The sequence below is a fragment of the Christiangramia oceanisediminis genome (genome assembly GCF_022570735.2).
Lineage (GTDB): Bacteria > Bacteroidota > Bacteroidia > Flavobacteriales > Flavobacteriaceae > Christiangramia > Christiangramia oceanisediminis.
This window is the reverse complement of the sequence record NZ_JANCNS010000001.1, coordinates 1571489-1596940: the sequence shown is the minus strand read 5'-3', so window position 1 is coordinate 1596940 and position 25452 is coordinate 1571489. Positions and strand designations below refer to the sequence as shown.

The 25452-nt window shown below is 41.5% G+C and carries 21 protein-coding genes and 1 tRNA gene; 6 read left to right on the top strand and 16 right to left on the bottom strand.

Annotation, left to right across the window (positions count from 1 at the left end):
• Positions 1-4 precede the first annotated feature (4 nt).
• The 3 genes from MKO06_RS07095 to MKO06_RS07085 form a co-directional block, all read right to left on the bottom strand.
• Entirely contained in the window at positions 5-556 is a 552-nt protein-coding gene (locus MKO06_RS07095; RefSeq protein ID WP_241550154.1) for a thioredoxin family protein, read from the bottom strand.
• Positions 557-634: 78 nt separating this feature from the next.
• Positions 635-2212, bottom strand: a complete 1578-nt coding sequence (locus tag MKO06_RS07090) for a peptide MFS transporter (RefSeq protein WP_241550151.1) — start codon at positions 2210-2212, stop codon at positions 635-637.
• A gap of 16 nt (positions 2213-2228) precedes the next feature.
• Complete coding sequence (locus MKO06_RS07085; RefSeq protein WP_241550150.1) at positions 2229-4442, bottom strand: S9 family peptidase; 2214 nt, start codon at positions 4440-4442, stop codon at positions 2229-2231.
• A 187-nt stretch (positions 4443-4629) separates the two neighbouring features.
• Between MKO06_RS07085 and MKO06_RS07080 the strand changes: the two genes are divergently transcribed.
• Both MKO06_RS07080 and MKO06_RS07075 read left to right on the top strand, forming a co-directional pair.
• Positions 4630-5943 (top strand): hydroxymethylglutaryl-CoA reductase, degradative, encoded by a 1314-nt coding sequence (locus tag MKO06_RS07080; RefSeq protein ID WP_241550149.1) that lies wholly within the window; start codon positions 4630-4632, stop codon positions 5941-5943.
• Positions 5944-6876: a GYDIA family GHMP kinase gene (locus MKO06_RS07075; protein ID WP_241550147.1), complete on the top strand. Its 933-nt coding sequence runs from the start codon at positions 5944-5946 to the stop codon at positions 6874-6876.
• A 51-nt stretch (positions 6877-6927) separates the two neighbouring features.
• Here the strand turns inward: MKO06_RS07075 and MKO06_RS07070 are convergent, their stop codons facing one another.
• The 7 genes from MKO06_RS07070 to MKO06_RS07040 form a co-directional block, all read right to left on the bottom strand.
• Positions 6928-9048, bottom strand: a complete 2121-nt coding sequence (locus MKO06_RS07070; protein WP_256946156.1) for a peptidylprolyl isomerase — start codon at positions 9046-9048, stop codon at positions 6928-6930.
• A gap of 95 nt (positions 9049-9143) precedes the next feature.
• A complete protein-coding gene (locus tag MKO06_RS07065) occupies positions 9144-10430 on the bottom strand; it encodes a hemolysin family protein (protein WP_241550143.1) in 1287 nt (428 codons plus the stop codon).
• Positions 10431-10435: 5 nt separating this feature from the next.
• The gene (locus MKO06_RS07060) at positions 10436-10627 is read right to left on the bottom strand and encodes a hypothetical protein (RefSeq protein WP_156285037.1); all 192 of its coding nucleotides are present in this window, start codon (positions 10625-10627) and stop codon (positions 10436-10438) included.
• Positions 10620-11189, bottom strand: a complete 570-nt coding sequence (gene lptC / locus MKO06_RS07055; protein ID WP_241550141.1) for an LPS export ABC transporter periplasmic protein LptC — start codon at positions 11187-11189, stop codon at positions 10620-10622. The genes MKO06_RS07060 and lptC overlap by 8 nt, the downstream gene beginning before the upstream one ends.
• A 1-nt stretch (position 11190) precedes the next feature.
• Positions 11191-12564: a tetratricopeptide repeat protein gene (locus MKO06_RS07050; RefSeq protein WP_241550140.1), complete on the bottom strand. Its 1374-nt coding sequence runs from the start codon at positions 12562-12564 to the stop codon at positions 11191-11193.
• Between the two features lie 19 nt (positions 12565-12583).
• Positions 12584-13840: a BamG family beta-barrel-assembly machinery protein gene (gene bamG, locus MKO06_RS07045; RefSeq protein ID WP_241550138.1), complete on the bottom strand. Its 1257-nt coding sequence runs from the start codon at positions 13838-13840 to the stop codon at positions 12584-12586.
• Positions 13837-14568 carry a type III pantothenate kinase gene (locus MKO06_RS07040; RefSeq protein WP_241550136.1) on the bottom strand — a complete coding sequence of 244 codons (732 nt, stop codon included), beginning with the start codon at positions 14566-14568 and terminating at the stop codon, positions 13837-13839. The genes bamG and MKO06_RS07040 overlap by 4 nt, the downstream gene beginning before the upstream one ends.
• A 103-nt stretch (positions 14569-14671) precedes the next feature.
• Between MKO06_RS07040 and MKO06_RS07035 the strand changes: the two genes are divergently transcribed.
• Positions 14672-14744 (top strand) — tRNA-Phe (locus MKO06_RS07035).
• A gap of 45 nt (positions 14745-14789) precedes the next feature.
• A complete protein-coding gene (locus MKO06_RS07030; RefSeq protein ID WP_241550135.1) occupies positions 14790-15071 on the top strand; it encodes a GIY-YIG nuclease family protein in 282 nt (93 codons plus the stop codon).
• Positions 15072-15176: 105 nt separating this feature from the next.
• On the opposite strand, the gene MKO06_RS07025 is transcribed toward MKO06_RS07030, so the two are convergent.
• Together MKO06_RS07025 and MKO06_RS07020 are read right to left on the bottom strand one after the other, a co-directional pair.
• Positions 15177-16013 (bottom strand): MBL fold metallo-hydrolase, encoded by an 837-nt coding sequence (locus MKO06_RS07025; RefSeq protein WP_241550134.1) that lies wholly within the window; start codon positions 16011-16013, stop codon positions 15177-15179.
• Positions 16014-16252: 239 nt separating this feature from the next.
• Positions 16253-16402, bottom strand: coding sequence for a hypothetical protein (locus MKO06_RS07020; RefSeq protein ID WP_241550133.1), 150 nt, complete (start codon positions 16400-16402; stop codon positions 16253-16255).
• A 335-nt stretch (positions 16403-16737) separates the two neighbouring features.
• Here MKO06_RS07020 and nhaA point away from each other — a divergent pair, with 335 nt between their 5' ends.
• On the top strand, positions 16738-18054 hold the full coding sequence (nhaA, locus tag MKO06_RS07015) for a Na+/H+ antiporter NhaA (RefSeq protein WP_241550129.1): 1317 nt from the start codon (positions 16738-16740) through the stop codon (positions 18052-18054).
• A gap of 2 nt (positions 18055-18056) precedes the next feature.
• On the opposite strand, the gene MKO06_RS07010 is transcribed toward nhaA, so the two are convergent.
• The 3 genes from MKO06_RS07010 to era form a co-directional block, all read right to left on the bottom strand.
• Positions 18057-20825: an outer membrane beta-barrel protein gene (locus tag MKO06_RS07010; RefSeq protein WP_241550123.1), complete on the bottom strand. Its 2769-nt coding sequence runs from the start codon at positions 20823-20825 to the stop codon at positions 18057-18059.
• A gap of 91 nt (positions 20826-20916) precedes the next feature.
• The gene (der, locus tag MKO06_RS07005; protein ID WP_241550121.1) at positions 20917-22221 is read right to left on the bottom strand and encodes a ribosome biogenesis GTPase Der; all 1305 of its coding nucleotides are present in this window, start codon (positions 22219-22221) and stop codon (positions 20917-20919) included.
• 82 nt (positions 22222-22303) lie between these two features.
• Entirely contained in the window at positions 22304-23191 is an 888-nt protein-coding gene (gene era, locus MKO06_RS07000; protein WP_241550115.1) for a GTPase Era, read from the bottom strand.
• 245 nt (positions 23192-23436) lie between these two features.
• On the opposite strand from era, the gene MKO06_RS06995 reads away from it, so the two are divergent.
• The gene (locus tag MKO06_RS06995) at positions 23437-24978 is read left to right on the top strand and encodes a SulP family inorganic anion transporter (RefSeq protein ID WP_241550114.1); all 1542 of its coding nucleotides are present in this window, start codon (positions 23437-23439) and stop codon (positions 24976-24978) included.
• A 2-nt stretch (positions 24979-24980) separates the two neighbouring features.
• On the opposite strand, the gene MKO06_RS06990 is transcribed toward MKO06_RS06995, so the two are convergent.
• Complete coding sequence (locus MKO06_RS06990) at positions 24981-25427, bottom strand: VOC family protein (protein ID WP_241550113.1); 447 nt, start codon at positions 25425-25427, stop codon at positions 24981-24983.
• Positions 25428-25452 lie beyond the last annotated feature (25 nt).

Below are 25452 nucleotides of genomic sequence, written 5' to 3'. Positions count from 1 at the left end.
AGCATTAGCTTGAAAAACTTCCTTTAAAATTTTCCTGGTATTCCTGCCAGGCTTCCTGGGTGGTCATTTCCTTATAATCGTCACTGGCAAATACCTTCAGAAAGATCTCCAGCTGCTCAGGCTTTAAATAGCCTTTTACCGGAGATATGAAATCTCCTTTTTCATCGAAGAATACCATAGTTGGATAGGCACTTACTCCCATGGCAAGAGCAAATTGATGAACACTGTTACGACCTTTTGTTTTTTCAGGATCAAAATTTGGATTCTTAAAGGTCTTATCCCTGTACTGAATCACTTCGTCACCTTCTGCATTGAACTTAACAGCATAGTAATTCTCATTGATATACCGGACAACATCTTTGTTGGTAAAGGTATATTTATCAAGCATTTTACAGGGCCCGCACCAAACAGTATAAGCATCAACAAAGATCTTCTTTGGTTGTTTCTTCTGCAATTCCAGCGCCTCATTCATGCTCATCCAGTTGATTTCCTGCGCAAACCCAATTTGGGCTACACCAACCATTAAAAAGATAAACAACAGGATAGTCCTTTTCATAAATTCATCATTTAGCTTTTCAAAGTAACAAAAAATGCTCCAAAAACTGGAGCATTTCTTTTTTGAGGTAACTGAAACTTAACTGATACCATGCATTTTCTTTACCAGCATCCTGCTCAAAAGCATCATGATTACAGCGGCTCCTATAGGCACCAGAGTGAATATCATGAAGAAAGTGGTCATATTATAATTTTCAGTGATATAGTCTATATAACTTCCCGTAAGACCTGCAAGCAGATTTGCGATGAAATTCGCCATAAACCAAACACCGAACATAAGACCTACCAGCCTTTTCGGTGAAAGTTTACTAATATAAGACAGCCCCACAGGACTCACGCAAAGTTCTCCTAGGGTGTGGAACAGGTAAGCAAAAACCAACCATATCATGCTCACAGACGCTGTTTGCGCACCCTGCGGAATTCCATATGCTCCGTATGCAAGCGCACCAAAACCTATACCCAAAAGAGCCAGACCTATTGCGAACTTAACCGGACCAGATGGATTGAATCTGCTTTCCCAGATCTTTGAGAATACCGGTGCAAAAAGTATAATAAATAAAGAGTTCAATACCGAGAACCACGAAGCCGGAACCTCTGTAGCATCAGCAAGGAATTCACGATAAAGCATCCAAATCACAATACCCCAAATGATCACAAAACTAAGCCCCAGGAAAATATTTGATTTGGCATAAGCACTAAAGATATTTCTGAATAGCATGAACAGAACCCAGGTGATCACAACCATCGGAACCAGGGTTATGACAGAATTAATGATCTTAAAAGTTAAAGCCTGATCACCTACTAGAACCCTGTCTGTATAATCTGCCGCAAATATAGTCATCGATCCACCAGCCTGTTCGAAGGCCCACCAAAAGAAAATGGTGAAAAATGCAAAGAATCCAATTACAATCAATCTATCCTTTTGAACATTTGCTGGAACCTTACCTTCTGTTTCATCCTCTCCTTCTTCTCCGGTTGCAACCCCATGCTTATATGCAGCAGCTTCTTTAGGGGTTAAACCAATTTTTCCGAAAAGTTTTTGAGCAAAATAAAACTGTAGCATCCCCAGAAACATAAAGATACCAGCCAGACCAAAGCCATAATGCCAGCCTACCTTTTCTCCAATATATCCACAAAGAAGGATTCCCAGGAACGCACCGGCATTGATCCCCATATAGAAAATGGTATATCCTGCATCCTTTTCCTTTCCGTTTGTCTTATATAATTGTCCAACAATAGAAGAAATATTCGGTTTAAAAAGCCCGTTACCTAAAATCAGCAGGAGAAGGCCTAAATAAAAGAAAACATTTGTAAAGACCTCCAGAGCCATGGAAGCATGGCCTAGGGTCATTAATAAAGCTCCCCAAACAACTGCGTTTCTATAACCTAACAGCTTATCTGCTATAAGACCACCAAAAATTGGAGTGATATAAACCAAACCTGTGTACCATCCGTATAAAATCAAGGCGTCTTCCCTGGGCCAGCCCCATCCACCTTCGTCCATTAATGAGGCGGTTAGGAATAGTACGAGTAAGGCCCTCATTCCGTAATAAGAGAAACGCTCCCACATTTCGGTAAAGAAAAGCACAAAAAGTCCTGAAGGATGCCCTAGCACCGTTCTTTGATTATATTCAGAACCTCCGAATTTAAATTCCATTTTTGTCTGTTTTAAATTATAGTTTTTCGAGTATAAAATCTGTCATCATATTATATAGATGCAACCTGGTGTTGCCCCCGTAAATTCCATGATTTCTGTCTGGGTAGATCGCCCAGTCGAATTGCTTATTAGCCTGCACCAGTTCTTCCACCATTCTCATGGTATTCTGAAGATGCACGTTATCGTCTCCACCACCGTGGATTAACAGGTAATCACCTTTAAGTTTTTCAACGTGGTTCAAAGGAGAGTTCTCATCATAACCTGTAGGATTCTCCTGCGGAGTTCTCATATATCTTTCGGTGTAAACCGTGTCGTAGAATCTCCAGCTTGTAACCGGTGCAACCGCGATGGCCATAGAAAAGGTTTCGTTTCCTTTTAAAATGGCATTGGAAGACATAAATCCTCCGTAACTCCAGCCCCAGATCCCAATTCTATCTGAGTCTATATAATTTCTTTCACCCAGTTTTTTGGCAGCCGAAATCTGATCTTCTACCTCATATTTTCCGAGTTCCTGGTAAGTCACTTTTTTGAAATCGGCTCCTTTAAAACCGGTTCCGCGACCGTCCACACAGGCAATGATGTAGCCCTTATTAGCCAGAAGCTGATACCAGTAATCGTTGGTGTTGAAATAAGAATTGGAAACCGACTGAGATCCCGGTCCCGAATACTGGAACATTAATAATGGATACTTTTTATTTTCATCAAAATCTGAAGGTTTGATCATCCACATGTTCAGATCGTTCCCATTAACATTGATGGTAGAAAGTTCCTTTGGAGCGAAATCATAGCCTTCAACCTTTTTCAAAAGTTCGGCATTGTTAGTGATCTCTCGCACCTGTTTTCCATCCTTCGCCCTGTGAAGGGTATAGACATGAGGAGTGTTCACGCTCGTAAATGAGTTGATGAAATAGCTGAAGTCCGCACTGAAATCGGCAGAATTCATTCCTTCCTTTTCGGTAAGCCTTGTTTTGGATCGTCCATTTAAACGGATAGAATAAACATCCCTGTTCACACTACCATTTTCAGTACTCTGGTAAAATATCCTTTTTGACTTTGGGTCATAGCCGTAGTAATTAGTCACTTCCCAATCGCCTTCGGTTACCTGCTCCAGTAGCTTTCCGCTTTCGTCATAGTGGTAGATATGATTCCAGCCATCCTTTTCGCTTGTCCAGATAAAACTGTTATCCTCCAGAAAAGTAAGGTTATCAGTAATATCAACATAAGCCTTATCGGTATCGTTCAAAACAACTTTAGACGAGTTATCTTTAGCATTTACGAAAATGAGGTTCAAATCGTTCTGGTGGCGATTCAACACCTGTACACTTAATTGCATTGGATCTGCCGTCCATTCAATCCTTGGAATATAATAAGCACTGAAAACATCGTCCTTATCGGCCGAATTCGAGGCAAGATCTACCGCATTCTCAAGATCTACTTCCTGGGAAGCTGAAGAGGCCACATCATACATGTGAAGACTCACCTTTGAATTAGATTCGCCGGCTTTTGGATATTTAAAAACATGTTGAGAAGGGTAAAGATCTTTTCCGAACAGATCCATGGAGAATTCAGGAACTTCAGATTCGTCGAATTTCAAATAAGCGATCTTCTCACCTGTTGGATTCCAGGCAAAAGCTTTCACGAACGAAAACTCTTCCTCATAAACCCAGTCGGTAATACCATTGATCACACTATTGATCTCTCCATCGCTGGTAACCTGTTTGGTTTCGCCACTATTTAGGTCGAAAATATAGATATTATTATCCCGTACATAAGCGATCTTGGATGCATCTGGAGAAAAAGATGCCTCCTGGATCTTTTGATCACTAACTTTTGTTAGCTTTTTAGATGCAATATCATAAACATAAAAAATCTCTCTCGAAGATCTCCTGTAGATCGGCTCCACTTCTGTTGAAAGTAGGACCTTATTTTCATTTTTACTGAATTTGAAAGCCTGGAACGAATCGATTTCAGGAATATCTGTCGAGTTCACCAGCGTCCTGGTTTTTTCACCGCTTTTATAGGAATAAACATCTATACTTACAGACCCCGAATTCCTGTCCCTGTTCAAAACCACATATTCCTCTCCATTATTAAGAGATTGTAGGGATTGAAGCCTTTCCTCTCTGAATGCTCCACTCCATATTTCCTCGAGACTTACTTGCTTTTTTTGTGCCTGAAGCACAGATGAAGTTGCGATCAAAAAGGCAACTAAAAATGTAGGGAATTTCATATAAATTATAAGAATATTTTAACGAAGGCCAAGTTTACTAAAATTTAACCAAAAAATGATATTCCAGTTTGTTAAATACTAAGGAATTGTTAAAAACAATGCAGGGCGTCGGCGGGGGGTGAATAGCGGATTTCCTTCGATCTTAAAAAATAGGAATTGTATCTTTGGGCTTTGAAATTTTTAAAGAATGACAAAAGCAGTAAGCGGATTCTCGAAACTCACCAAGATCCAGAAAATTGAATGGCTGGTTAAAAATTACCTGGATGATCGGGCTGAGGCTATAGATACCTTGAAGAAATACTGGAACGATGATGAAAAACTTCAACAGCTCCACGATGAGTTCATTGAGAACACGGTAAGTAATTTTTACCTGCCGCTGGGACTGGCTCCCAACTTTTTGATCAACGAACGCTACTACACCCTGCCAATGGTGATCGAAGAATCTTCGGTTGTAGCAGCGGCCAGCAAGGCTGCTAAATTCTGGAGTGAGCGAGGCGGATTCAAAACCCGTGTCATCAACAACAAAAAGATTGGCCAGGTTCATTTTATGTTCCAGGGTAAAAAGCCAGAACTTCAGCAATTCATCAAGAACATAAAACCGAAGTTTTACGATGCTGTCAGGCCAATTACCGCCAATATGGAAAAGCGTGGTGGTGGTATTCTTGACATTAGTCTTGTAGACAAAACTGCTGAACTGGAGAACTACTACCAGTTATTTGCGCATTTCGACACCCGGGATTCCATGGGAGCTAATTTCATCAATTCCTGTCTTGAAAAATTCGCGGAAGTTCTTCAGGCTGAAGCCAAATCTTCTGAAATTTTAACCTCCGGCCAGGACATACAGGTGGTAATGAGCATACTTTCCAACTATGTTCCGGAATGCCTGGTTCGCGCTGAAGTAAGCTGCCCTGTTGAAGACTTATCAGAAAACTCCCAAATGAGCGGTGAAGAATTCGCCGAAAAGTTCGTAAGAGCGGTAAAAATAGCCGAGATCGAACCTTACAGGGCAGTGACCCATAATAAAGGAGTAATGAATGGCATTGATGCGGTGGTTCTGGCTACGGGGAATGATTTTAGAGCCGTTGAAGCGGGAGTTCATGCCTTTGCTTCTAAGGATGGTCAATACACCAGCTTAACCCACGCAAGCATCGAGAACGGCATCTTTAAATTCTGGATGGAAATTCCACTGGCACTGGGTACGGTAGGCGGACTTACCAGTCTCCACCCGATGGTGAAACTGGCTCTGGATATCCTTCAAAGGCCTTCAGCCAGCGAATTGATGGAAATTACCGCAGCTGCAGGACTGGCTCAGAATTTCGCCGCCCTGAGATCTCTTATCACTACCGGAATTCAGCAGGGCCATATGAAAATGCACCTGATGAATATTTTGAACCAGCACCAGGCCACTGAACAGGAAAAGACCGAAATGATCGAATTCTTTACCCATCACACCATTACGCACAGCAGCGTGATCGAACAACTGGAAAAACTGAGAGCCTAAATGCAACATTTCAACAGCAACGGAAAAATTTTACTTACCGGTGAATATGCCGTCCTCGACGGAGCCAAGGCCCTGGCTCTTCCAACACGAATGGGACAGAGCCTGCAGGTTTCCGAAATTGATGAGAAAGACCAAATAGAGTGGAAAAGTTTCGATCCAGAAAATAAGATCTGGTTCAATGCTAAATTCCGAACCGAAAACGGGCATTTTAACCCTGTCCTGAGCGAGGAAGATCAGAAAGACCCGGAAGCAAAGACGATCGCAGACCAGTTACAGAAGATACTCCAGTCGGCATTTAGAGCTAATCCAGGGAAATTTGAAAATTCATACAGCCTAAGTACCAGACTTGAATTCGACCGGAAATGGGGATTGGGATCTTCTTCAACCCTGATCAACAACATCAGCAACTGGCTTGAAATTGATCCCTACAGCCTGCTGAAAGAAAGTTTTGGCGGAAGCGGTTATGATATAGCTGCAGCACAGAGTAATAATCCTGTGACTTTTCAGATCACTAAAAATGGCCCTGTATCATTTGCAGCCGACTTCAATCCTGATTTTAAGGACAGGCTTTTCTTCGTATATCTTAACCGAAAACAGAACAGCCGGGAAGCCATTGCGCATTATCGCAACCAGAATCCAGAACATCTTCAGAAGCTTATAGAAAAGATCTCAGGGCTTACTGAAAGCATCATTAGCTGTGATAGCCTCCAGGAATTTGAAATGCTGGTACAGGCCCATGAAACTTTGATCTCCAAAGCAATAGAGCTTCCAAAAGTAAAGCAACAGCTATTCCCTGATTATCCGGGCTGCATAAAAAGCCTTGGCGGCTGGGGCGGAGATTTCATCCTGGCCACGGGCAGCAGTGAAAACCAGGAGTACTTCCGCAATAAAGGCTACGACACCATCTTCGACTATTCAGATTTAATCCTATAAAAAAACCCGCCATCTGGCGGGTTTTTATTTTATATCATTTTTTTCTAAATCCTAGTAGAATTTAGCTCTGTTATCTTCGATATCGGCTTTCTTCTTAAGAGCTTCGAACACCCTCATGGAAGCCTGCGCACGACGTGCCATACTTTCCTGCTGAGCGTATCCTTTGTAAGAGTCCATGGCTGGCGCTTCGAACCTGCTTACAAGCTCTACCACGTAAACACCTTTTTCTCCTGCGATTGGCTGACTAACTTTTCCAGGTTCCATCGCAAAAACAGCACCCACTACTTCTGGCTCTTCTCCTGCTCCGGCAAGGGTTGGATTTTCCAGGTTCACCGCATCAGCAGTTTGAACGCTTTCACCGTGATTGTTTGCGATCTCCTGTAGCGTATTCCCTTTTAACCTGCCTTTGATGACTTCAGCTTTCTTCTCTTTTCTAAGGATTGGAGTTACAATAGAAGATGCTTCTTCCACGCTCATCAATCCTTTTTTGCTTTTTGAAGTAAGCTGGGCAACGATATAACCATTATTGGTATCGAATCTTCTTACATCCCCAACTTCAGCTTCATCTTCGAATGCCCACTGGATCACTCTTCTCTGAGCGCCTGCACCGGGAATATTTTCATCTAAAGCCTTTACGTCACGAACGGTTTTTACGTCGTAATTATCGGCTTTTGCAACTTCAGCGAAATCACCTTCAGAAGAAGCGATCTCGAACTTGGTTACCTCGTTGAACAGGTCGTTCATGGTCTTTTCTGATGCATCGATCTCTCTCGCGAGGGTTGCAACCTTCACCGCTCTGGCAGTTTCGGTTTGATCTTCAATAGAAATCACATGGTAACCAAACTGAGTCTCAACCACCCCAACTTCTCCGGTTGAATTATTGAAAGCAAATTCTTCAAATTCAGGTATCATCATTCCTGGAGTGAAGTATCCAAGGTCTCCGCCTTCTTCCTTGTTAGAAGTATCGGCTGAATATTCTGAAGCAAGTTCAGCAAATTTATCATTGTTATTTCTTACCACACCAGCAAGACTATCGGCAAGGGCTTCAGCTTCAGCCTTGGTTCTTCCAGAACCTGCACCTAACTGAGTTCCTTCGTAGGAAATAAGAATATGGCTGGCCTGTACTGAATCTGGAATGTTCTTGGTTTCGATAACCTTGCTCAATTTCCAGTATCCATTCTCTTCATAAGGTCCAAAAGTTTCTCCTTCTTCGAGATTAAAGATGTTTTCGGCATTTGGCCCGGTGAAGTCATTTCTGAACTTAAAACGATCTTCAAATGGAAGGTCTGAGTTATTCGCTACGAATTCTGCATAGTCGTTGGTACTGTCAAAACCTGGCAAGGTATCGTTCGCTCCAATCGCAGCATTGTACTCCACTCGCTGGTTGCGAAGTGCAGTTAATGATTCACGAGCTTCATTCTTATCTTCTTCTGAAGCGTTTTCTTCAAAGATCACATACTGAATGTTTCTGGAAGCTTCGGTTTCGAAACGAGCAGGATGCTCTTCAATATAGTTCTTAATATCAGATTTTGTCACCTCTACTTCGCTATCAGGAATAGATGAATATGGTAACTGAACGAATTTCATATTGATATTGTCGTTCATCATTCGGTAAGCCTGCTCACCTTCCAGCAAGGTTGCACCTACACCGGCACTAACCATATTATAATAGGTATTGATCCTGGCAGTATTGGCAAGATTAGAGGTGAAATTCTGCCATTGCTCGTAAGCCTGTGGAGAAGTCTCTCTTAAATTGGCAACGTATTCTCTTAACCTGTTCTCGTCGAACATACCGGCCTCGTTCATGAAATTCGGGTTTCCGGCCATTTGAGTACGAACCAGGTTGGTCACCTGTCCTTCACCAGCTCTAATCCCAAGTTTCTCCAATTCCTGCTCGATGATCACTTCTCTTAATTTCTGATCCCAAACACGGTTTACCGCCTGGGTAGTGCTCATGTTTCCACCCATATTTCTTTCAAAGGCCTCCACATTACGCGCAAATTCCTCTCTAGCGATCTCTTTACCATTAACCGTAGCTATCACATTTTGAGAACTTTGAGATCCCATTCCTCCATTTCTGATCACATCGGCAAGAACAAATGAAAATAAGGCCAATGCAATGATAATAATCAAGAAAACAGACCTTTGTCTGATTTTATTTAATACTGCCATTAGAATTTAAGTTTATCGAAAAATATAGGGGGCGAAAATAAGGTTTTTAGCCTAATAATAAAATTTAAAATTAGCAAATTCTTAACTTTTAAAAGCTAATTTCCAGAGTCGGTTTTGAGCTCTACCAGTTCGATTTTTGTATTGGAAGTTTCCAGGATTTTTATCTCGAAATCCTCTATTTGAATAATATCTCCCTGCTGCGGGATTTCTTCGGTATGATTAACGATAAAACCACTCAAAGTCTCGTAGTTCTCTCCAACCGGGATTTCTAATTTATAGATCTCATTAAGGTAATCGACCTCCAGCCTTGCAGAAAATTTAAAATGACCATCATCCAGTTTTTCTTCGATCATCACTGCCGAATCATGCTCGTCCTCAATCTCTCCAAACAATTCTTCCACAATGTCTTCCACGGTCATCATTCCGCTGGTTCCTCCATATTCATCGATCACCACGGCGATACTTTTGCGCTTTTTGATAAGGATATTCAGTACGTCCTTTATCCACATGGTTTCAGGGACGAAGATCACCGGAAGCAAAATAGAATTGATGGATTTTGGTTTCTTGAACAACTCAAACGAATGCACATAACCAATCACATCGTCTATGGTTTCGTTATAAACGAGCAGTTTTGAAAGTCCGGTCTCGGTAAATGTCTCGATCAGGTCCTTTGGTGCCTGGTTCTGATCTACTGCTATGATCTCTGTTCGCGGGATCATCACCTCACGAGCCTTTATTTCTGAAAATTCCAGTGCATTCTGAAAGATCTGTATCTCACTATCCACTTCCTCATGTTCCTCTACAGTTTCCATCTGTTCACTGATGAAATTTCCAAGCTCAACCTTGCTAAAGGCCAGCTGAACCTCATCACCTTCGGTCTTGAAAAAACGCTTCAGAATAATATCTGAAATCCAAATGATAAAAGAGGAAATAAAGCTGAACAGCAAATAGAAAATGTACGCCGGTACCGCAAAGAATTTCAGCATCGTATTGGCATAGATCTGAAAGAATACCTTTGGAAGAAATTCAGCAGTAAGCAAAATAATAAGAGTAGAAATGATCGTTTGGGTTAAAAGGCTTAGATCGGTGATAATGTAATTAATTAAAGAACTGCCAGATTCTATACCCCTAAGCCACTCCATTAAAAGATCCCCCATAAAAAATCCGTAGATCACCAGGGCAATATTGTTACCCACTAACATGGTCGCGATGAACTTCGACGGCTTTTTGGTAAGCCTTTTCAACACCTTGGCAAGAAAGTCGTTCTGCCTTTTTTCGATCTCGATATAGATCTTATTGGAAGAAACATAAGCGATCTCCATACCTGAAAAGAAAGCGGAGAGCAGGAGAGCACAAATAATTATAAGTATATCAACCTCCATCGGGCCTATTTATTACGATCCTCATATTTTCTTCGGAATCGCCTTTTAAAAAAGAACATGAAAATAGCTATACAAACAAAGAACAGGAACAAATATGCTCTGTTGCGTTCTGTATTCCAGATCCTGATTGCCTCAAAAATGAAAAATGCTGCGAAAAAGAGATAAGCATATTCAAAATACCTGAAAAATTTATTCATCGGCTTCTTCTTCAATTATTTGTACACCAGTGTTGGTTCTTGAACGGAAATTACTGAAATCCTGATTAGAATCAAAACCAAGACCTTCATTTAAAGCCCCATTTGGAAAGCGAATAATATTGCGTTTATCAGTAAATACCCAGCTCCTGTCCTGATCCCAGAACAACTGGCTTGCCTCAAGCTTGGTACTATCGGCCGTTAAGATCTTAACATTCCCCTGTAGATCGATCAGGTTGGTTTGCTCATATACGATCCCATAATCAGCCTCCACGGTGTTCTTCCGGTTCTCCTCATCGAAGAACTCAACCATCAGGCCATCTGGGAATTCGCGGTACGGAAAGGATTTATTGGTATAATCCAGCATTTTAGGGCTGGAGAGGGTAGCGACGAGCCTTCCTGAATCGGTATATTTAAGATTGATACCTTCAGCAATGGCCTGCGGCGCATCCTCCTCAAGACTAAACGCCCTAACCTCCTGCAAATTACCTTCACATGAAAAAAGCATTGTCACGCCGATAAGCGTGACAATGCCTGAAATTATATTGCTATATGTAAGCTTCATCTTATTGGTTCGGAACTCGAACGCTCTCTCCAATCCAACAGCTGAATGAGATATTATCTCCAACTGAGTAAGAAGACTGGAACACGTCTGACTTCTGAGGCGCTCTACCTTTATAGGCAGCTGCAGCCTGGTTTGCGTTACTAGCGATCGAAGGATCTACCCTTGCAGCTCTAGAAGCATAATCTGCAGCTAACCAGTATACAGCTCTTTTTGAGAACGTATCATCACCACAGTTGTTTGCACTCTGTGCATACATGCTCGCAATCTGAAGGTAAGCACTACCCATTGAAGGTCTTGCATTCAAAGCTTTGTTATAAAAACTTCTCGCCTGGCTAAAGTTTCCTTTATCCTTATAGTTATTCGCAATTCTATAGTAGATCTTAGCCTGGTCTGACTTATTAGTCTCCAATTCGGCAGCCTGGTTATAATACTTAAGAGCTTTAGTATAGTCACCTTCAGACTCAGCAAGCTGACCTAAAGAATAGGCAGATTTTGCAGAAGGCTCCAACTGGTGAAGTGCTTCAGAAACCTGGATGAATAATGGATCTTCAGTACAATCTTTAGCTGAAAGTCTCGCGTTGGCATTTTTCAACCAATCAACATCAGTTTTCTTTTCTTCAAAGTCTTTATTATACAGAGGGATCAGGTTTTCACAATCTGCTCTGGCACCCAGTTTGGCATTAATAGCCTCTTTTACCTTAGAATAGTTGGAAAGGTTGATCTCGGCATACTTGATCTGCTTTTCTTCTTTAGAAGTAAGGTCTGCACCTTCTTCCTGCTTCTTCAAAAGCGGGGCAAGATTTTCAGCCGCATCGTTCTCCTCTTCTTCGATCTTCGCGAATACTCTATCGTAGTTTTCGAAAACATCCTGTAATGATCTTTCACCGGCGTCCTGCATCTCCACCATAAGGTCGAAATAAGCGTAAAGACCTTTAGGACTGGTAAAATTATCTTTATCTTCAGTATAGGCTCTATCAAAAGCTTCGTATTGCTCGGCTTTGGTTCCTATTTTATTATCAAATTGTAAAAGAGCGATATCAGAATAAACTTTACCTTTTTCGGTTTTCTCTGGGTAAAGCTCTAACCTGTCTTCCCAAACAGCGATCATCTCTTCCACAAGATCTTCCTTCTCCTGTCCGGTAGCAGACTCCAATTTATGATTAATGGCTCTTTCTAGATATTGATAAGTCGCTAAACTATATTTAGGACACTCTTCCCTTACCTTTAATAAGGCAGGATAGGCAGCATCGTAATTTTTGGCTTTAGCATCGTCATAGGCAAGTGCTGCCATGGTCGCACAATCACCAGACTGTGCATTTATAGCCCCTGTACCCATTAAGGCAACTGCAAATAGTGCTAGAAATCTCTTTTTCATTTTCTTGTTTATTGTGTGGTTAATCAAATTTTCTTCTTGTGAACCATTTATCGTTCAGGGATAAACCTATCGAGAACTTAATAAAACGTTCCTGAATCAAGCCTGCATCTTTGGTACCTCTTTGTCCAAGCTCAATTCCGAGGTTCGCATTCGAGAATAAATCCCTGTTCGCGGCTCCAACTGGCAATCCTAAACCAAAAGACATGCCAAACTCATTGATGGACTCATTATTGATGATTAGCCCAGTACCATCATAACGGAAGCCGGCACGATACACAATCCGGTCAAAATAGCTCGTAAACGAGTCATATTTAGGAATATAAAAACCTCCTATTTTGAATTGGGAAGCATCTTCGAACTCACCTCCATCTCCTCTCCATCTAAAATCGCCCTGGTAAACCGAAGTTCCAAGGTGAACATATTCTGCACCTACAAACCACTTATGCGGTTTTCCTATACCTCCACCAAAACTGTATTCAGATGGAAATGTAAAACTAACATTTTCTACGTCAACTTCGCGGGTATCAACTATAACTTCTGATGAATTTATAAAAGTTACTGTAGAAATTTCCCTGAAATTTTCAGAATCCAGGTTTTTCGCCGGGGAATAATTGGCCGAAAGTTGCAATCTCAGGTTATCTGAAATTATTTTCTGGTAGTTCGCACCAAAATTGAAATTAAAGCCCAGTATATCTGATCTATTCACATCTTCAGTACCCAATTGAATCCCTTCCCTGATCACCGTTCGGGTGTTCTGAAAATTCCCAAAGTTATAGTTGGCTTCAACCCCTATACTTAATTCTTCAGTAATTCCGTAACCTGCTGAAAAGAATACACGGTTCATACCTCCCCGGCCACTAAGCCTGCTCGCGATATCCTCTTCGATATCGAGAATACGATAACCAACTGAAGTGTATGGAACCAATCCGAAACCAACTCCAAAGTTGCGGCCTAAAGGCAAGGCAAGAGCTATATAATCAAAAGAAGTTATTTTAGCATTATCAATGGCTTCTGCAGACTCAAGCCTAATACGGTCATGACTTGCTCCAACCGTAAAATTAGTTAGTTTTAGTCTCCCATAAGTTGCCGGGTTTTGAAGATTGGCATGGATACTATCCAAATAGATCCCTAAACCACCCATGGACCGGTTATCTACCGTTCCTTTGAAATTTGTTAATCCAATCCCGTAATAAGAGTAAGGTGAAGATACGTTTTCCTGTGCTTTGGCCGTAAATGCCAGTAATACAGCTACGATTACTATAAATCGTTTTATCATTGAGTCCTGTTAAATTCTAGAATGAAATTTAATCCTTCTAACAAAAAATTTGAGTTCGCAAATATGCTATTTTTTGATGGTATAGACAAAAATAGACTATCACCACCCGTAAAAATAACTGTTAAATCTTCGAATTCAGCTTCATAGGCGGCGATGAAGCCCTGTAATTCCATTCTAATACCATTAATAATTCCAGATAGTATACTATTCTCGGTAGAATCACCAATAAGAGCTACTTCCGGCTTTGGTTTAACTAACGGTAATTTTGCAGTAAACTTGTGTACCGCATTAAATCTCATTTCCATCCCAGGTGAAATACTACCTCCCTTGTATACTTCGCCTGAAGTTTTAAGATCATAGGTTATACAGGTACCGGCATCTATTACCAGGACATTCTTCCCGGGAAAAGACCTGGTTGCGGCGGCGATCAACGCGATCCTGTCCTTCCCAAGCGTAGCTGGTGTAGCATAATCGTTGACAAATGGCAACCGGATATTCTGATCGATCTCAAGAAGCGGGTAGAATTTTTTTACTTCAGAAAGGATGCTGGAATCGTTTGAAGCGACACTTGAAATAACAGCCTGGACGATTTTCGGGAATTTTTCCCTGATCTTTTTAAAATTTTCAGAAAATTCTTCCTTTTTGAAAACCTTTTTATCCTGGAGCATATCATCCTGAAAAACAGCCGTCTTCACAAAGGTATTCCCTGCATCTATGATCAAATTCATTCAATTATTCTTTGATCGCTAAAAATACAAAAGCATTTTTTTAAAATTTCCTTTGTGAGTTCCTAAAATTGAAATTATATTTGCCACCGCTTTTGAAAGCAATGGTACCTTAGCTCAGTTGGTAGAGCAACGGACTGAAAATCCGTGTGTCCCTGGTTCGATTCCTGGAGGTACCACCTTAAAGACCCGCTTCTTATGGAGCGGGTTTTTTATTTTAGAACATGCACTATCTCTATATCCTGTTTTCTGAAAAAATTAACCGGTTTTACGTAGGAGAAACTAATGATGTTGAATTTCGCATAAAACTACACAATGATCATCATTTTAAATCAAGCTTCACTAACGCGGCAAACGATTGGAAGGTAGCTTTGAAATTTGAAACGGCCTGCAAAGAAGAAGCTCTTTATCTTGAAAAATTTTTAAAGCGAATGAAAAGCAAAAAGTTCATTGAGAAGGTTATTGAAGAACCTTCAATTCTTCAGGATTTACTAAAGAAAAGATAGCCCCTGGTTCCCCCCGACGCTTCGGGGCTGGAGGTACCACCTTAAAGACCCGCTTCTTATGGAGCGGGTTTTTTATTTCCATAAAGCATAAGTCAATTTTTACTTTTACTGTCCTATGGACTTTTCCATAAGAATGCGCCACACATTCATTTCCAGCCATTCCTCATAATTCTTCAAATGAGCATACTGTGGTAATTTTACCTTTTTGGGAATTTCAAAAAACGGGGTGTCATTTTCCAATTCTGTTTCTACCGCCTCGTAAAGATCCCGGAAATAATCCTGCATCAATTGTAAATCGTCCCGGTTCCCAATGGCCCTAACATGAGACATTAGCACCTGATCAAATTCTAAGCTCTGGATCTTTTCAAGGCTCTTTCTCCATTGAGAAGGATCGGCATCCGGAAGATAGGCATAAAGAACCCTGTCTGGAACCACCAGGTCTATGATGAAAACCGCATTGTGTTCCGGGAATCGAAAAACGGTCATCCCGGCACCATGATTCCTTCCGAAATAATGCAGTTGAAGCTCTTTATTTCCAATAAGGTAGGTTTTTGAAGGTCCGCCCCAGGTTTCATCAGGTATAAGAACATCATCATTTTCGGGGATATTTTCTTTAGCCCGGATATGCGAAATAATCGTTGCTCCTTCGTCTTTAAAAACTTTACCACCACTAATATGATCCCAGTGATTATGGCTGTAAAACAAATGGCTTATCGGTTTATCGGTGATTTCCCTGATCGCTTTGAGCGTAGTTTCCGCATGGGAAATATTTATTGGATCGATCACCACCACAGAGCTGTCTGTAACATAAAATAATGAAAAGGTCCTGTCACCGACCAGGTAAATGTTTTCCTGGGCTTCTATGGTTCTCATTTCCTGGCTCTGAGATTGAAGACCGAATGCACAAAAAACAAGTAAGTAGAAAACTTTATAGAACTGCATTAAATTTTTTTAGTAATTAAATGAATTAGTAGCTGAATGACTGTTAAAAATAGGCTGTAAATTTTATGCAAGGCGGACCATTTCATCAAATTGAGATCTGGATCCAGTGTAGAGGCAGCCAAGCTGCCCAGACCAAAATTGTATCATGATTTTGTTTTATAACCGCACCAAAAAAATAAAGAATCCCGCTCTAAAGCAGGATTCTTTGTAATGACTTAAAAGTCTTAGACAATTACTAATTATACGGTATGCACGATCACATTAATGATGGCTCCAATTACTGCCAATAAGATTAGCACTAAAGCCAGATTGACCGCTACCTTTGCAAAAATGTTAAGGCCTCGCAGGGAATTATTGTAATTGTCTACAAAATCGGTAAAAATTTCCATAAGCGATCATTTTTTAATTCATATTCAACCTTCTTAAATATAAGCAGTTATAGGCCTGAATCAAAAAATAATCGTTGAACACACAATAAATTAGCTATAAGGAAAATTTGAGTTTTCACTGCTTTAAAAACTCATAAAATCTGTAAGAGAAAGCGACATAATGTTAAAATTTTACTAAGTTGAAATAGCTTATAAATTATAACCGGACACTATAAACAGGTATTTATAGCATCCCTCCATTAGATATTAAGACCAAATCACATGACCCTCATCATATTAAGGGTCAAAAACATAGCGTATCTTCAAACTCTATATCGATTCATCAAAGACTGAAGATGAGAAAATCAGGGCTGGATATTTACTTCCTTTTACCAATTAAGAACTTTATAGAAAAACAAACTTCGGTTGGTGTAAGCCTTATTATCGCAACCATACTTGCGCTGGTCATCGCCAATTCACCTCTGGCAGGTGCATATCACGAGTTCTGGAAACAGGAAATATTCGTTGGCCTGAATGAACTCGTTATACGCAAAAACCTCCTTCACTGGATCAACGATGGCTTAATGTCCATATTCTTTTTCCTGATAGGGCTGGAGCTGAAAAAAGAGATCATGTATGGTGAACTTTCAAGCCTGAAACTGGCTAGTCTTCCTGTTGCGGCAGCTATCGGCGGAATGTTATTCCCTGCGTTGATCTATTACTTTTTCAATTCAGGTTATGATTCGATTTCGGGTTGGGGTATCCCAATGGCCACCGATATCGCTTTTGCCCTGGGCATCCTTTACCTTCTTAATGATACGGTTCCGGTGTCCCTCAAGGTTTTTCTTACGGCCATTGCAATAGCAGATGATATGGGAGCAGTGCTCGTCATCGCCTTATTTTATACTGAACAAATCTCACTGCAAAGCCTTGGGATTGGTCTTTTCTTCCTTTTGATATTACTGGCTGCAAATTATATCGGCATTCGCAATATGCTGTTCTATGCCGTAATGGGAATAGGCGGATTATGGCTGGCCATCATGCTTTCAGGAATACACGCAACGATCGCCGCGGTACTCGCAGCATTTGCCATTCCTAACAAGAAAAGAATTGACCCGCCGCTATTCCTTAGAAAAGTAAAATTGCTTTCTTATTCCATAAAAGATCAGCTTCGCAAATCTCAAAAAGACCAGAAAAAACAGGAAAAGATCACCGGCACTATTGAAAAATTCAGCCTGCTTACCCAGGATGCCACCCCGCCCCTTCAACGACTGGAACACGCGCTTTACCCTTTTGTTAGTTTTGTTGTTCTGCCTTTATTTGCGTTTGCCAATGCCGGGGTAAGTTTTCATGAAAAAAGCCTCCATTATCTCGTGCAGCCGGTAAGCCTGGGAATTCTGCTTGGGCTAATCCTTGGTAAATTTGCAGGAATCGTCATTTTTACCAGACTTATGTTATTTTTTAAAATTTCAAAGCTTCCGGAAAAAGTAAGGTGGAAGGATATCTACGGTATAGCCATGCTGGGAGCCATAGGTTTCACTATGTCCCTTTTTATAACCGACCTCGCCTTCGAGTCTGAAATCTACCTGGAACAGGCAAAAATTGGAATATTTACTGCCTCCCTTCTAGCCGGTATAATTGGCTATCTCTACCTTAGAAAAACAAGAAGGTAGCCTTACATTCTTATAACTCGTGCGCCCCGACCTCTGCCTGGTGCCTGGCCACCACCAAAACTGCTGAATTTATAGGTAAAACTTAGCATTCCATACCTCCTCAGGATCAAATTGTTCACATCCTGAATATAGTCGTCTCCAACCAGCCTCCTTGTATCCACGTTTTGATTCAGCATATCATATACCTTTACCTTTAAAGTAGCCCTGTCCTTAAGGAACTGGTATCCCAGGCTGGTATTCCATAGAAGCGAGGTATTATCGAATCCCGGTGATACATTCCCAAAAGTGTTATAAGAAATATCATTTCCAAAAACAACATTTTTAGGCCAGTAAGTAGTTGCCTCGAAGCCCAGACTATGATTCACATAAGCCTGATCCCTGCCGCTGTTAATATCATATGCGATTTCATTGTAACTGAAATTGTAACTAGGATTGATCTCAAAAAGTTCATCTATAGCATAGGTTAGGTTTAAAGTTGGAGTTATGGCGTACTGATCTGAATTGTATTTCACCCCGTTTATAAATCCAACATTCTTATTATAGTTTCCATTGATACCAACTCGATACCTGAATTCCCGTTCCTTCTTCTTATAGGATTTGGAATAACTTCCACCCAGGTAGGAATTGATCACCCCATCAACGTTGGTATAGGTGGTTTCCCTAACAAAATCCTCATTTAGCCTGCTCACCGCAACTACCTGGTTGTTTCTGAGGTTTACATTCATATAACTGAAGAAGCCGCTCCGGGTGGAAAAATCATAATTTCTGAAGCCTCCCCGGAAACGCTGTTCGTAAGTTGGCTCCAGCTCGGGATTACCTACTACGATGTTCAAAGGATTAGTACGGTCTTCTACAGGTTGCAACTGTCTAACCGAAGGTACATCTGCACTGGTGCTGTAGCCAAAATAAATGCTTTTTGAACGCTCCGGGGAATACCGAATATCGGCGTCTACAAAAAGATTATTGTAGGTATTATCAAATCTAACATTATCGATAAAGTTATTTGTCTCCAGGCTGGTGCTCAAAAGTCCGAATTCACTGCTGAATCTCCATTTTTCGCCTTCGTAGTTCACCCCGGCATTAGGAGTATGAATATAGCTCAACACCTCGAAATCATTGCTTAGCAACTCGTTCAGGTTCGTAAATTCGCCATTTTCAGCATCAAAAACATTACGGGTATTCCTCGATTTGGCAGTCCGGAAATTATAATTCACATCCAGGAACAGTTTTTCTGCCAGCACACTTCTTTTTGAAGCTCCCAATTCGAGCGTATTTTCATTTTCATCCTGGTCTATGAACTGGTCCTGGATTTGAACATCCTCACCTGCCCCAGAAACAAAGACACTTTCCGAATAATAAAAGTTATCATTGCGCTGGCGGTTATGAGAATGATTTAAATCCAGTTGCAAATAAGAACCTCTCCCTCCAAAGCGTTTTATGAAATCGACCCTGTTGGCAAAATCTATGTTTTCCAGGTCTTCGTTTTCGCGGATCATGGAAGCGTTCTGAAGCTCCCTGTTTTCGTCAAGTGTTTCTTCGTCCCGGCTTCTATTGGATAAGCCAAAATTGGCATTTAGTCTTGGACTAATCGACAACCTGGTGAGAGTATCAAATTCCACTTCAAACCTCAGGTTAGCCCTGTGACTATCGTTTACCAGGTTACTTTCGCTTAGGGAATTGGTGAAATACCTCGAATCTGGTAAAATATTCTCGCGCTCTACCCGGGTTCTTGTTTCAGTATCGTTCTTTCCGAAAAAATAATCGGTGCTCAACTCCAGGTTATCGTTCCATTCGTTGACGAAGTTAAATCCGGCGGTTTCGGCCTTGGTGATCCCTCCTGAACTGCCAAAGCCCATTCCATTGATGTTGAAGGCCCCATTCTGGCTTACCATGATACTTCTCGCATTACCGCCCATCATATCAAAGACCTCATCAAAACTAAAACCTGAACTGTTGATATTATTGGAACTAGCCAGTACACTAACCCGCATTTCATCTTTAAAGTAGTTTCCTATCCCGCTTAATTCATATCGATCATTGGTTCCGCCTCCTGCAGTGAGCCTTGAGAAATAGCCTTTGTTCTTATCTTCCTTAAGTTCGATATTGATGGTTTTATCATCTGGATTTCCCGCCTTTCCGGTAAATTCCTCGCTTCTGGTTTTGGTATCGGTCACCTGGATCTTATCGATGATCTCCTTCGGAAGGTTTTTTGTGGCGATCTGTGGGTCATTCCCGAAGAATTCCTTTCCATTCACAAGGATCCTTGAAACAGGTTTCCCATTCACGGTAATATTCCCCTGTGAATCCACCTCCACGCCAGGAAGTTTCTTCATCAACTCCTCGAGGTTGGCATCCTGACGGGTATTAAAAGAGTTCGCATTGAACTCCAGGGTATCCTTTTTTATGGTAATGGGTGCCCGGCTAGCGTTAAGGGTAATCTCATCAAGAGCATTGTCCATTACTTTAAGGCTTATATTACCTAAATCTATTTTCTGCTGAACCGGCACCTCCTGGATATGTGGTGTAAAACCAGCATAGCTAACTATGAGCCGTAGTTTTTCCAGGTCGGTAGTTCCTTCGATAAGAAAGCTTCCGTCCTTTTCGGCAATGGTATATTCTACAAGACTGCTGTCGGCAATCTTTTCAGTATATACAGTGGCAGATTCTAGTGGTTGTGATTCATTATCGGTGATGGTCCCGGTGATCTGGAAATTCTGGGAAAGACCTATGCTGCTTAGGAACAGCATAAGCAAACTGATTGACAAACGCATTAAGATGATTTATTTTTAACGTTTAGACCTACTAAAAGTTATGGTTGCAGGCTTTATGACCCCAAAATTGATAAATCGTTTAAAGCGCAGCCTATTTTTTTCTGAAATAAATAGTGATTGGAACCCCCTGGAAATCGAATTCCTGCCTCAACTTGTTCTCTATGAATCGTTTATAAGGATCCCTGATATACTGAGGCAAATTGCAGAAAAATGCAAATTGTGGGTGTGGAGTAGGCAACTGAGTACAGAATTTGATCTTCACATACTTACCCTTATACGCCGGCGGCGGATTCTTTTCGATGATAGGAAGCATGATATCGTTAAGCTGTCTTGTTTTGATCTTTTTGCTTCTGCTCTCGAATACCTTAACAGCGGTTTCTATTGCCTTGAAAACACGTTGTTTGGTTAGCACCGAAATAAATACGATAGGCACATCCGTAAAAGGTTCGATCTCCCGTCTTATCATGGCTTCATATTCCTTTAAGGTATTGGTTTCCTTATCTACAAGGTCCCATTTATTAACCAGGATCACGATGCCTTTATGGTTTCTGTGCGCCAGCCAGAAGATATTCTGAACCTGTCCGTCAAAACCACGGGTTGCATCCAGTACCAACAGGCAAACATCACAGTTCTCGATCGCTCTAACCGATCGCATTACCGAGTAGAACTCCAGGTTTTCCTTTACCTTCGATTTTCTTCTAATCCCGGCCGTATCTACCAGGTTAAATTCAAAACCAAACCTGTTATAGCGAGTATCCATCGAATCCCTGGTTGTCCCGGCTATATCGGTAACTATATATCGTTCTTCCCCTATCAGGGCATTGATAAAACTCGATTTACCTGCATTGGGTCTTCCAACCACGGCGAATCTTGGCAGCTCGTTTTCTTCTTCGTCTTCAACTTCAGGCAGTGCCTCTACCACAGCATCCAGGAGATCTCCCGTTCCACTTCCGTTGGTACTGGCAATTGGAAAATATTCGCCCAGTCCAAGCGAGTAGAACTCCACAGCATTTTCCAAACGCTTATTATTATCTACTTTGTTTACGGCAAGCAGAACCGGCTTTTCAACTTTTCTAAGAAGTTTGGCAACATCCTCATCCATTGGCGTTACACCAGACTCTACATCAACCATAAAGATGATGGCATCGGCCTCATCGATAGCAAGCTCCACCTGGCGGTCGATCTCTGCCTCGAAAACATCGTCACTTCCCTTAACATAACCTCCCGTGTCTATAAGCGAGAATCTATGCCCGTTCCAGTCGGTCTTTCCATAATGCCTGTCCCGGGTCACCCCGCTAACCGAATCCACGATCGCTTCACGGCGCTGGATAAGGCGGTTAAAAAAGGTAGATTTTCCTACATTGGGTCTTCCTACAATAGCAACGATATTGCCCATAATTCTAATTTGATTTCAGGGAGCAAAATTAAGGCTTTTAAAGCAATTTAAAAGGCTACCTGTCTTAAGCTGAAAAGTTTATTTATTTTTTATCGGTATAACCGAATCTGCGCAACTGGTTCGCATCGCTTCTCCAGTTCTTGTTAACCTTTACATAGAGCTCGAGGTGAACCTGTTTTCCGAAGAACTTTTCCAGGTCCTGTCTGGCTTCAACCCCTACTCTCTTCAAGGCTGAACCTTTATGGCCTATAATAATCCCCTTTTGTGTCTCCCGTTCTACCATGATGATGCTTCGCATCCTGATGATGTCTTCTTCCTCGAAAAACTCGTTGGTTTCGATCTCCACGCTATACGGGATCTCTTTTTTATAGTGCATCAGGATCTTTTCGCGAATGATCTCGTTCACAAAAAAGCGCTCGGGTTTATCGGTAAGCGCGTCCTTAGGATAAAAAGCCGGGGATTCAGGAAGCAATTCCACGATCCGATTAAAAACTGCAGAAATATTGAAGCCTTCCAGGGCAGAGATCGGATGTATCTCGGCTGTTGGCAATTGCTCCTGCCAGTAGGTAACCTGTTCTTCCAGCTGTTCCTGGTTAGATTTATCTATTTTATTCAGAAGCAATAATACAGGCACCTTCGAATTTGCGATCTTATTGGCGAATGCTTCATCTTTAAGCGCTTTTTCACCAATTTCCACCATATATACCAGCACATCGGCGTCTTCAAAGGCCGATTTCACGAATTCCATCATCGATTGCTGAAGCTGGTAGGCAGGTTTTATAATTCCGGGGGTATCGCTTAAAATTACCTGGAAATCCTCTCCGTTCACGATCCCGAGGATACGGTGACGGGTGGTTTGAGCCTTGGAGGTGATGATAGACAATCGCTCCCCCACGAAGGCATTCATAAGAGTTGATTTCCCAACATTGGGATTACCTATGATATTTACGAATCCGGCTTTATGTGCCATACTGATATTTTTTGCAAAGGTATTTCATTTAAAAGCTGTTACCTAATGTTTATCTATTTTCTAACAATTGAGACTTGAAGAGGATTCACTTTTGGTTTAACAGTTTAAAATTATCGAATAAATAATTATAAGTATCTAAAAATCAGTTTTCCATAAAAATAAAAATCTCAAGCTGTATTGAATGGCCCTTCCATTTTTAATACCTAATTTTGCCGCTTCTTAAAAAAGAGCAAAAATAACCCGACATGAAAAAAGTCCTGAACCTTTTTGACTTTTCACAGAAAGTAAATTACAAGACCGAGATCCTTGCTGGTTTAACCGTTGCCCTGGCACTGATTCCTGAAGCGGTGGCGTTTGCCATGATCGCAAAACTATCGCCACTAACAGGATTATATGCTGCCTTTGTAATGGGTCTAATAACCTCTATTCTGGGAGGCAGACCCGGGATGATCTCTGGGGCAACGGGAGCAGTTGCTGTAGTGATCGTAGGACTTTCAGTGTCACATGGACCTGAATATATATTTGCCACCGTAGTCCTTGCGGGGATCTTACAGGTGCTCGCCGGGGTTTTCAGACTTGGAAAACTCATAAGACTGGTGCCTCATTCGGTTATTTTCGGGTTTGTAAACGGACTGGCAATTATAATTTTCATGTCGCAGCTGGCCCAGTTTAAAACCGTAAATGCTGATGGAGAAATGGTATGGATGACCGGGCAGCCATTTTATATTTTTCTTGGCCTGGTATTGATCACCATGTTAATCATTTGGGGCCTACCCAAGCTAACAAAAGTATTCCCTTCTTCCCTGGCAGCTATCCTGGCTATCTTTGGAATAGTAGTGGCGTTTGGGATAGACACCAGGAGCGTTGGAGATATTGCATCTATTAGTGGTGGCTTTCCTCCATTCCACATTCCAATGGTACCTTTCAATTTTGAGACCCTTTCATTAATTTTTCCTTATGCCCTGATCATGGCAGGAGTCGGCCTCATTGAAAGCCTGTTAACACTTAACATTATCGATGAGATCACAGAAACTCGTGGACGTGGAAACAAAGAGTGTGTCGCTCAGGGAACAGCTAACGTTTTTTCTGGCTTTTTCTCCGGAATGGGTGGATGCGCCATGCTTGGCCAGAGTTTGATCAATGTGTCATCGGGTGCACGAGCAAGATTATCCGGCATAACTGCAGCGGTCATGCTGCTGGTATTTATCATGTTTGGGGCAGACCTGATCGAAAAGTTACCAATGGCAGCCTTAACCGGGGTAATGGTCATGGTTGCCATAGGAACCTTTGAATGGGCTAGCTTAAAGACCTTAAATAAAATGCCAAAATCTGATGTAATCGTAATGGTTTTGGTAACAGGTGTTACCGTTGTCCTGCATAACCTTGCCCTTGCTGTTCTGGTTGGAGTGATCATTTCGGCGCTGGTATTCGCATGGGATAATGCCAAGCGTATTCGTGCCAGGAAAAGTATCGACGAAAACGGGGTAAAGCATTATGAAATATATGGGCCTCTTTTCTTCGGATCGATTTCAGCCTTTAACAGCAAATTTGATGTGTTGAATGACCCTGAAGAAGTGATCATTGACTTTTCTGAAAGCCGAGTTGTAGACATGTCCGGGATCGAAGCTTTAAATAAGCTTACCGAACGCTATCTGAAACAGGGAAAGACACTTCACCTAAGACATTTAAGCCCGGATTGCCGAAGATTGCTGGACAATGCCGATAAGATCATCGAAGTGAACATCATTGAAGATCCTACCTACAAAGTAGCGACTGATGAACTATAGGTTTAAAGCCTGTTATCATTGACCTCGATCCAGTATCCGTCTGGGTCCTGCAGGTAGATCTGCTTGATCCCATCTGGGCGGGTATTGGTGACTCCCTGTTCCCCGGGCCAGTTCTCAAAGGGAACCTTCTTTTCCCGAAGATGATCCATAAAGGCTTCGAGATCTTCCGTATTCAAGGCGAAATGAACTCCCTTGGTCTTTTCGATCTTCTTATCGCCTTCAATAAGATGTATCTGTACTTTTTCACCAAGTTCGAACCAGCGAATATGATCTCCCAGACCTCCATTCGGGATTTCCTTCAGCCCTAGTACTTTTCCGTAAAAGCGTGCTGAAACCGAAAGGTCTGAAACCTGGATCGCATCATGGTCTTTTTTCAGTTTGAATGAATTTTGGGCGGAAGTGAATGTCATGGAAAATAATGCTATCAATAGAAAAAAACTAACTTTCATTTATTAATGATATGTTCCTAAGATA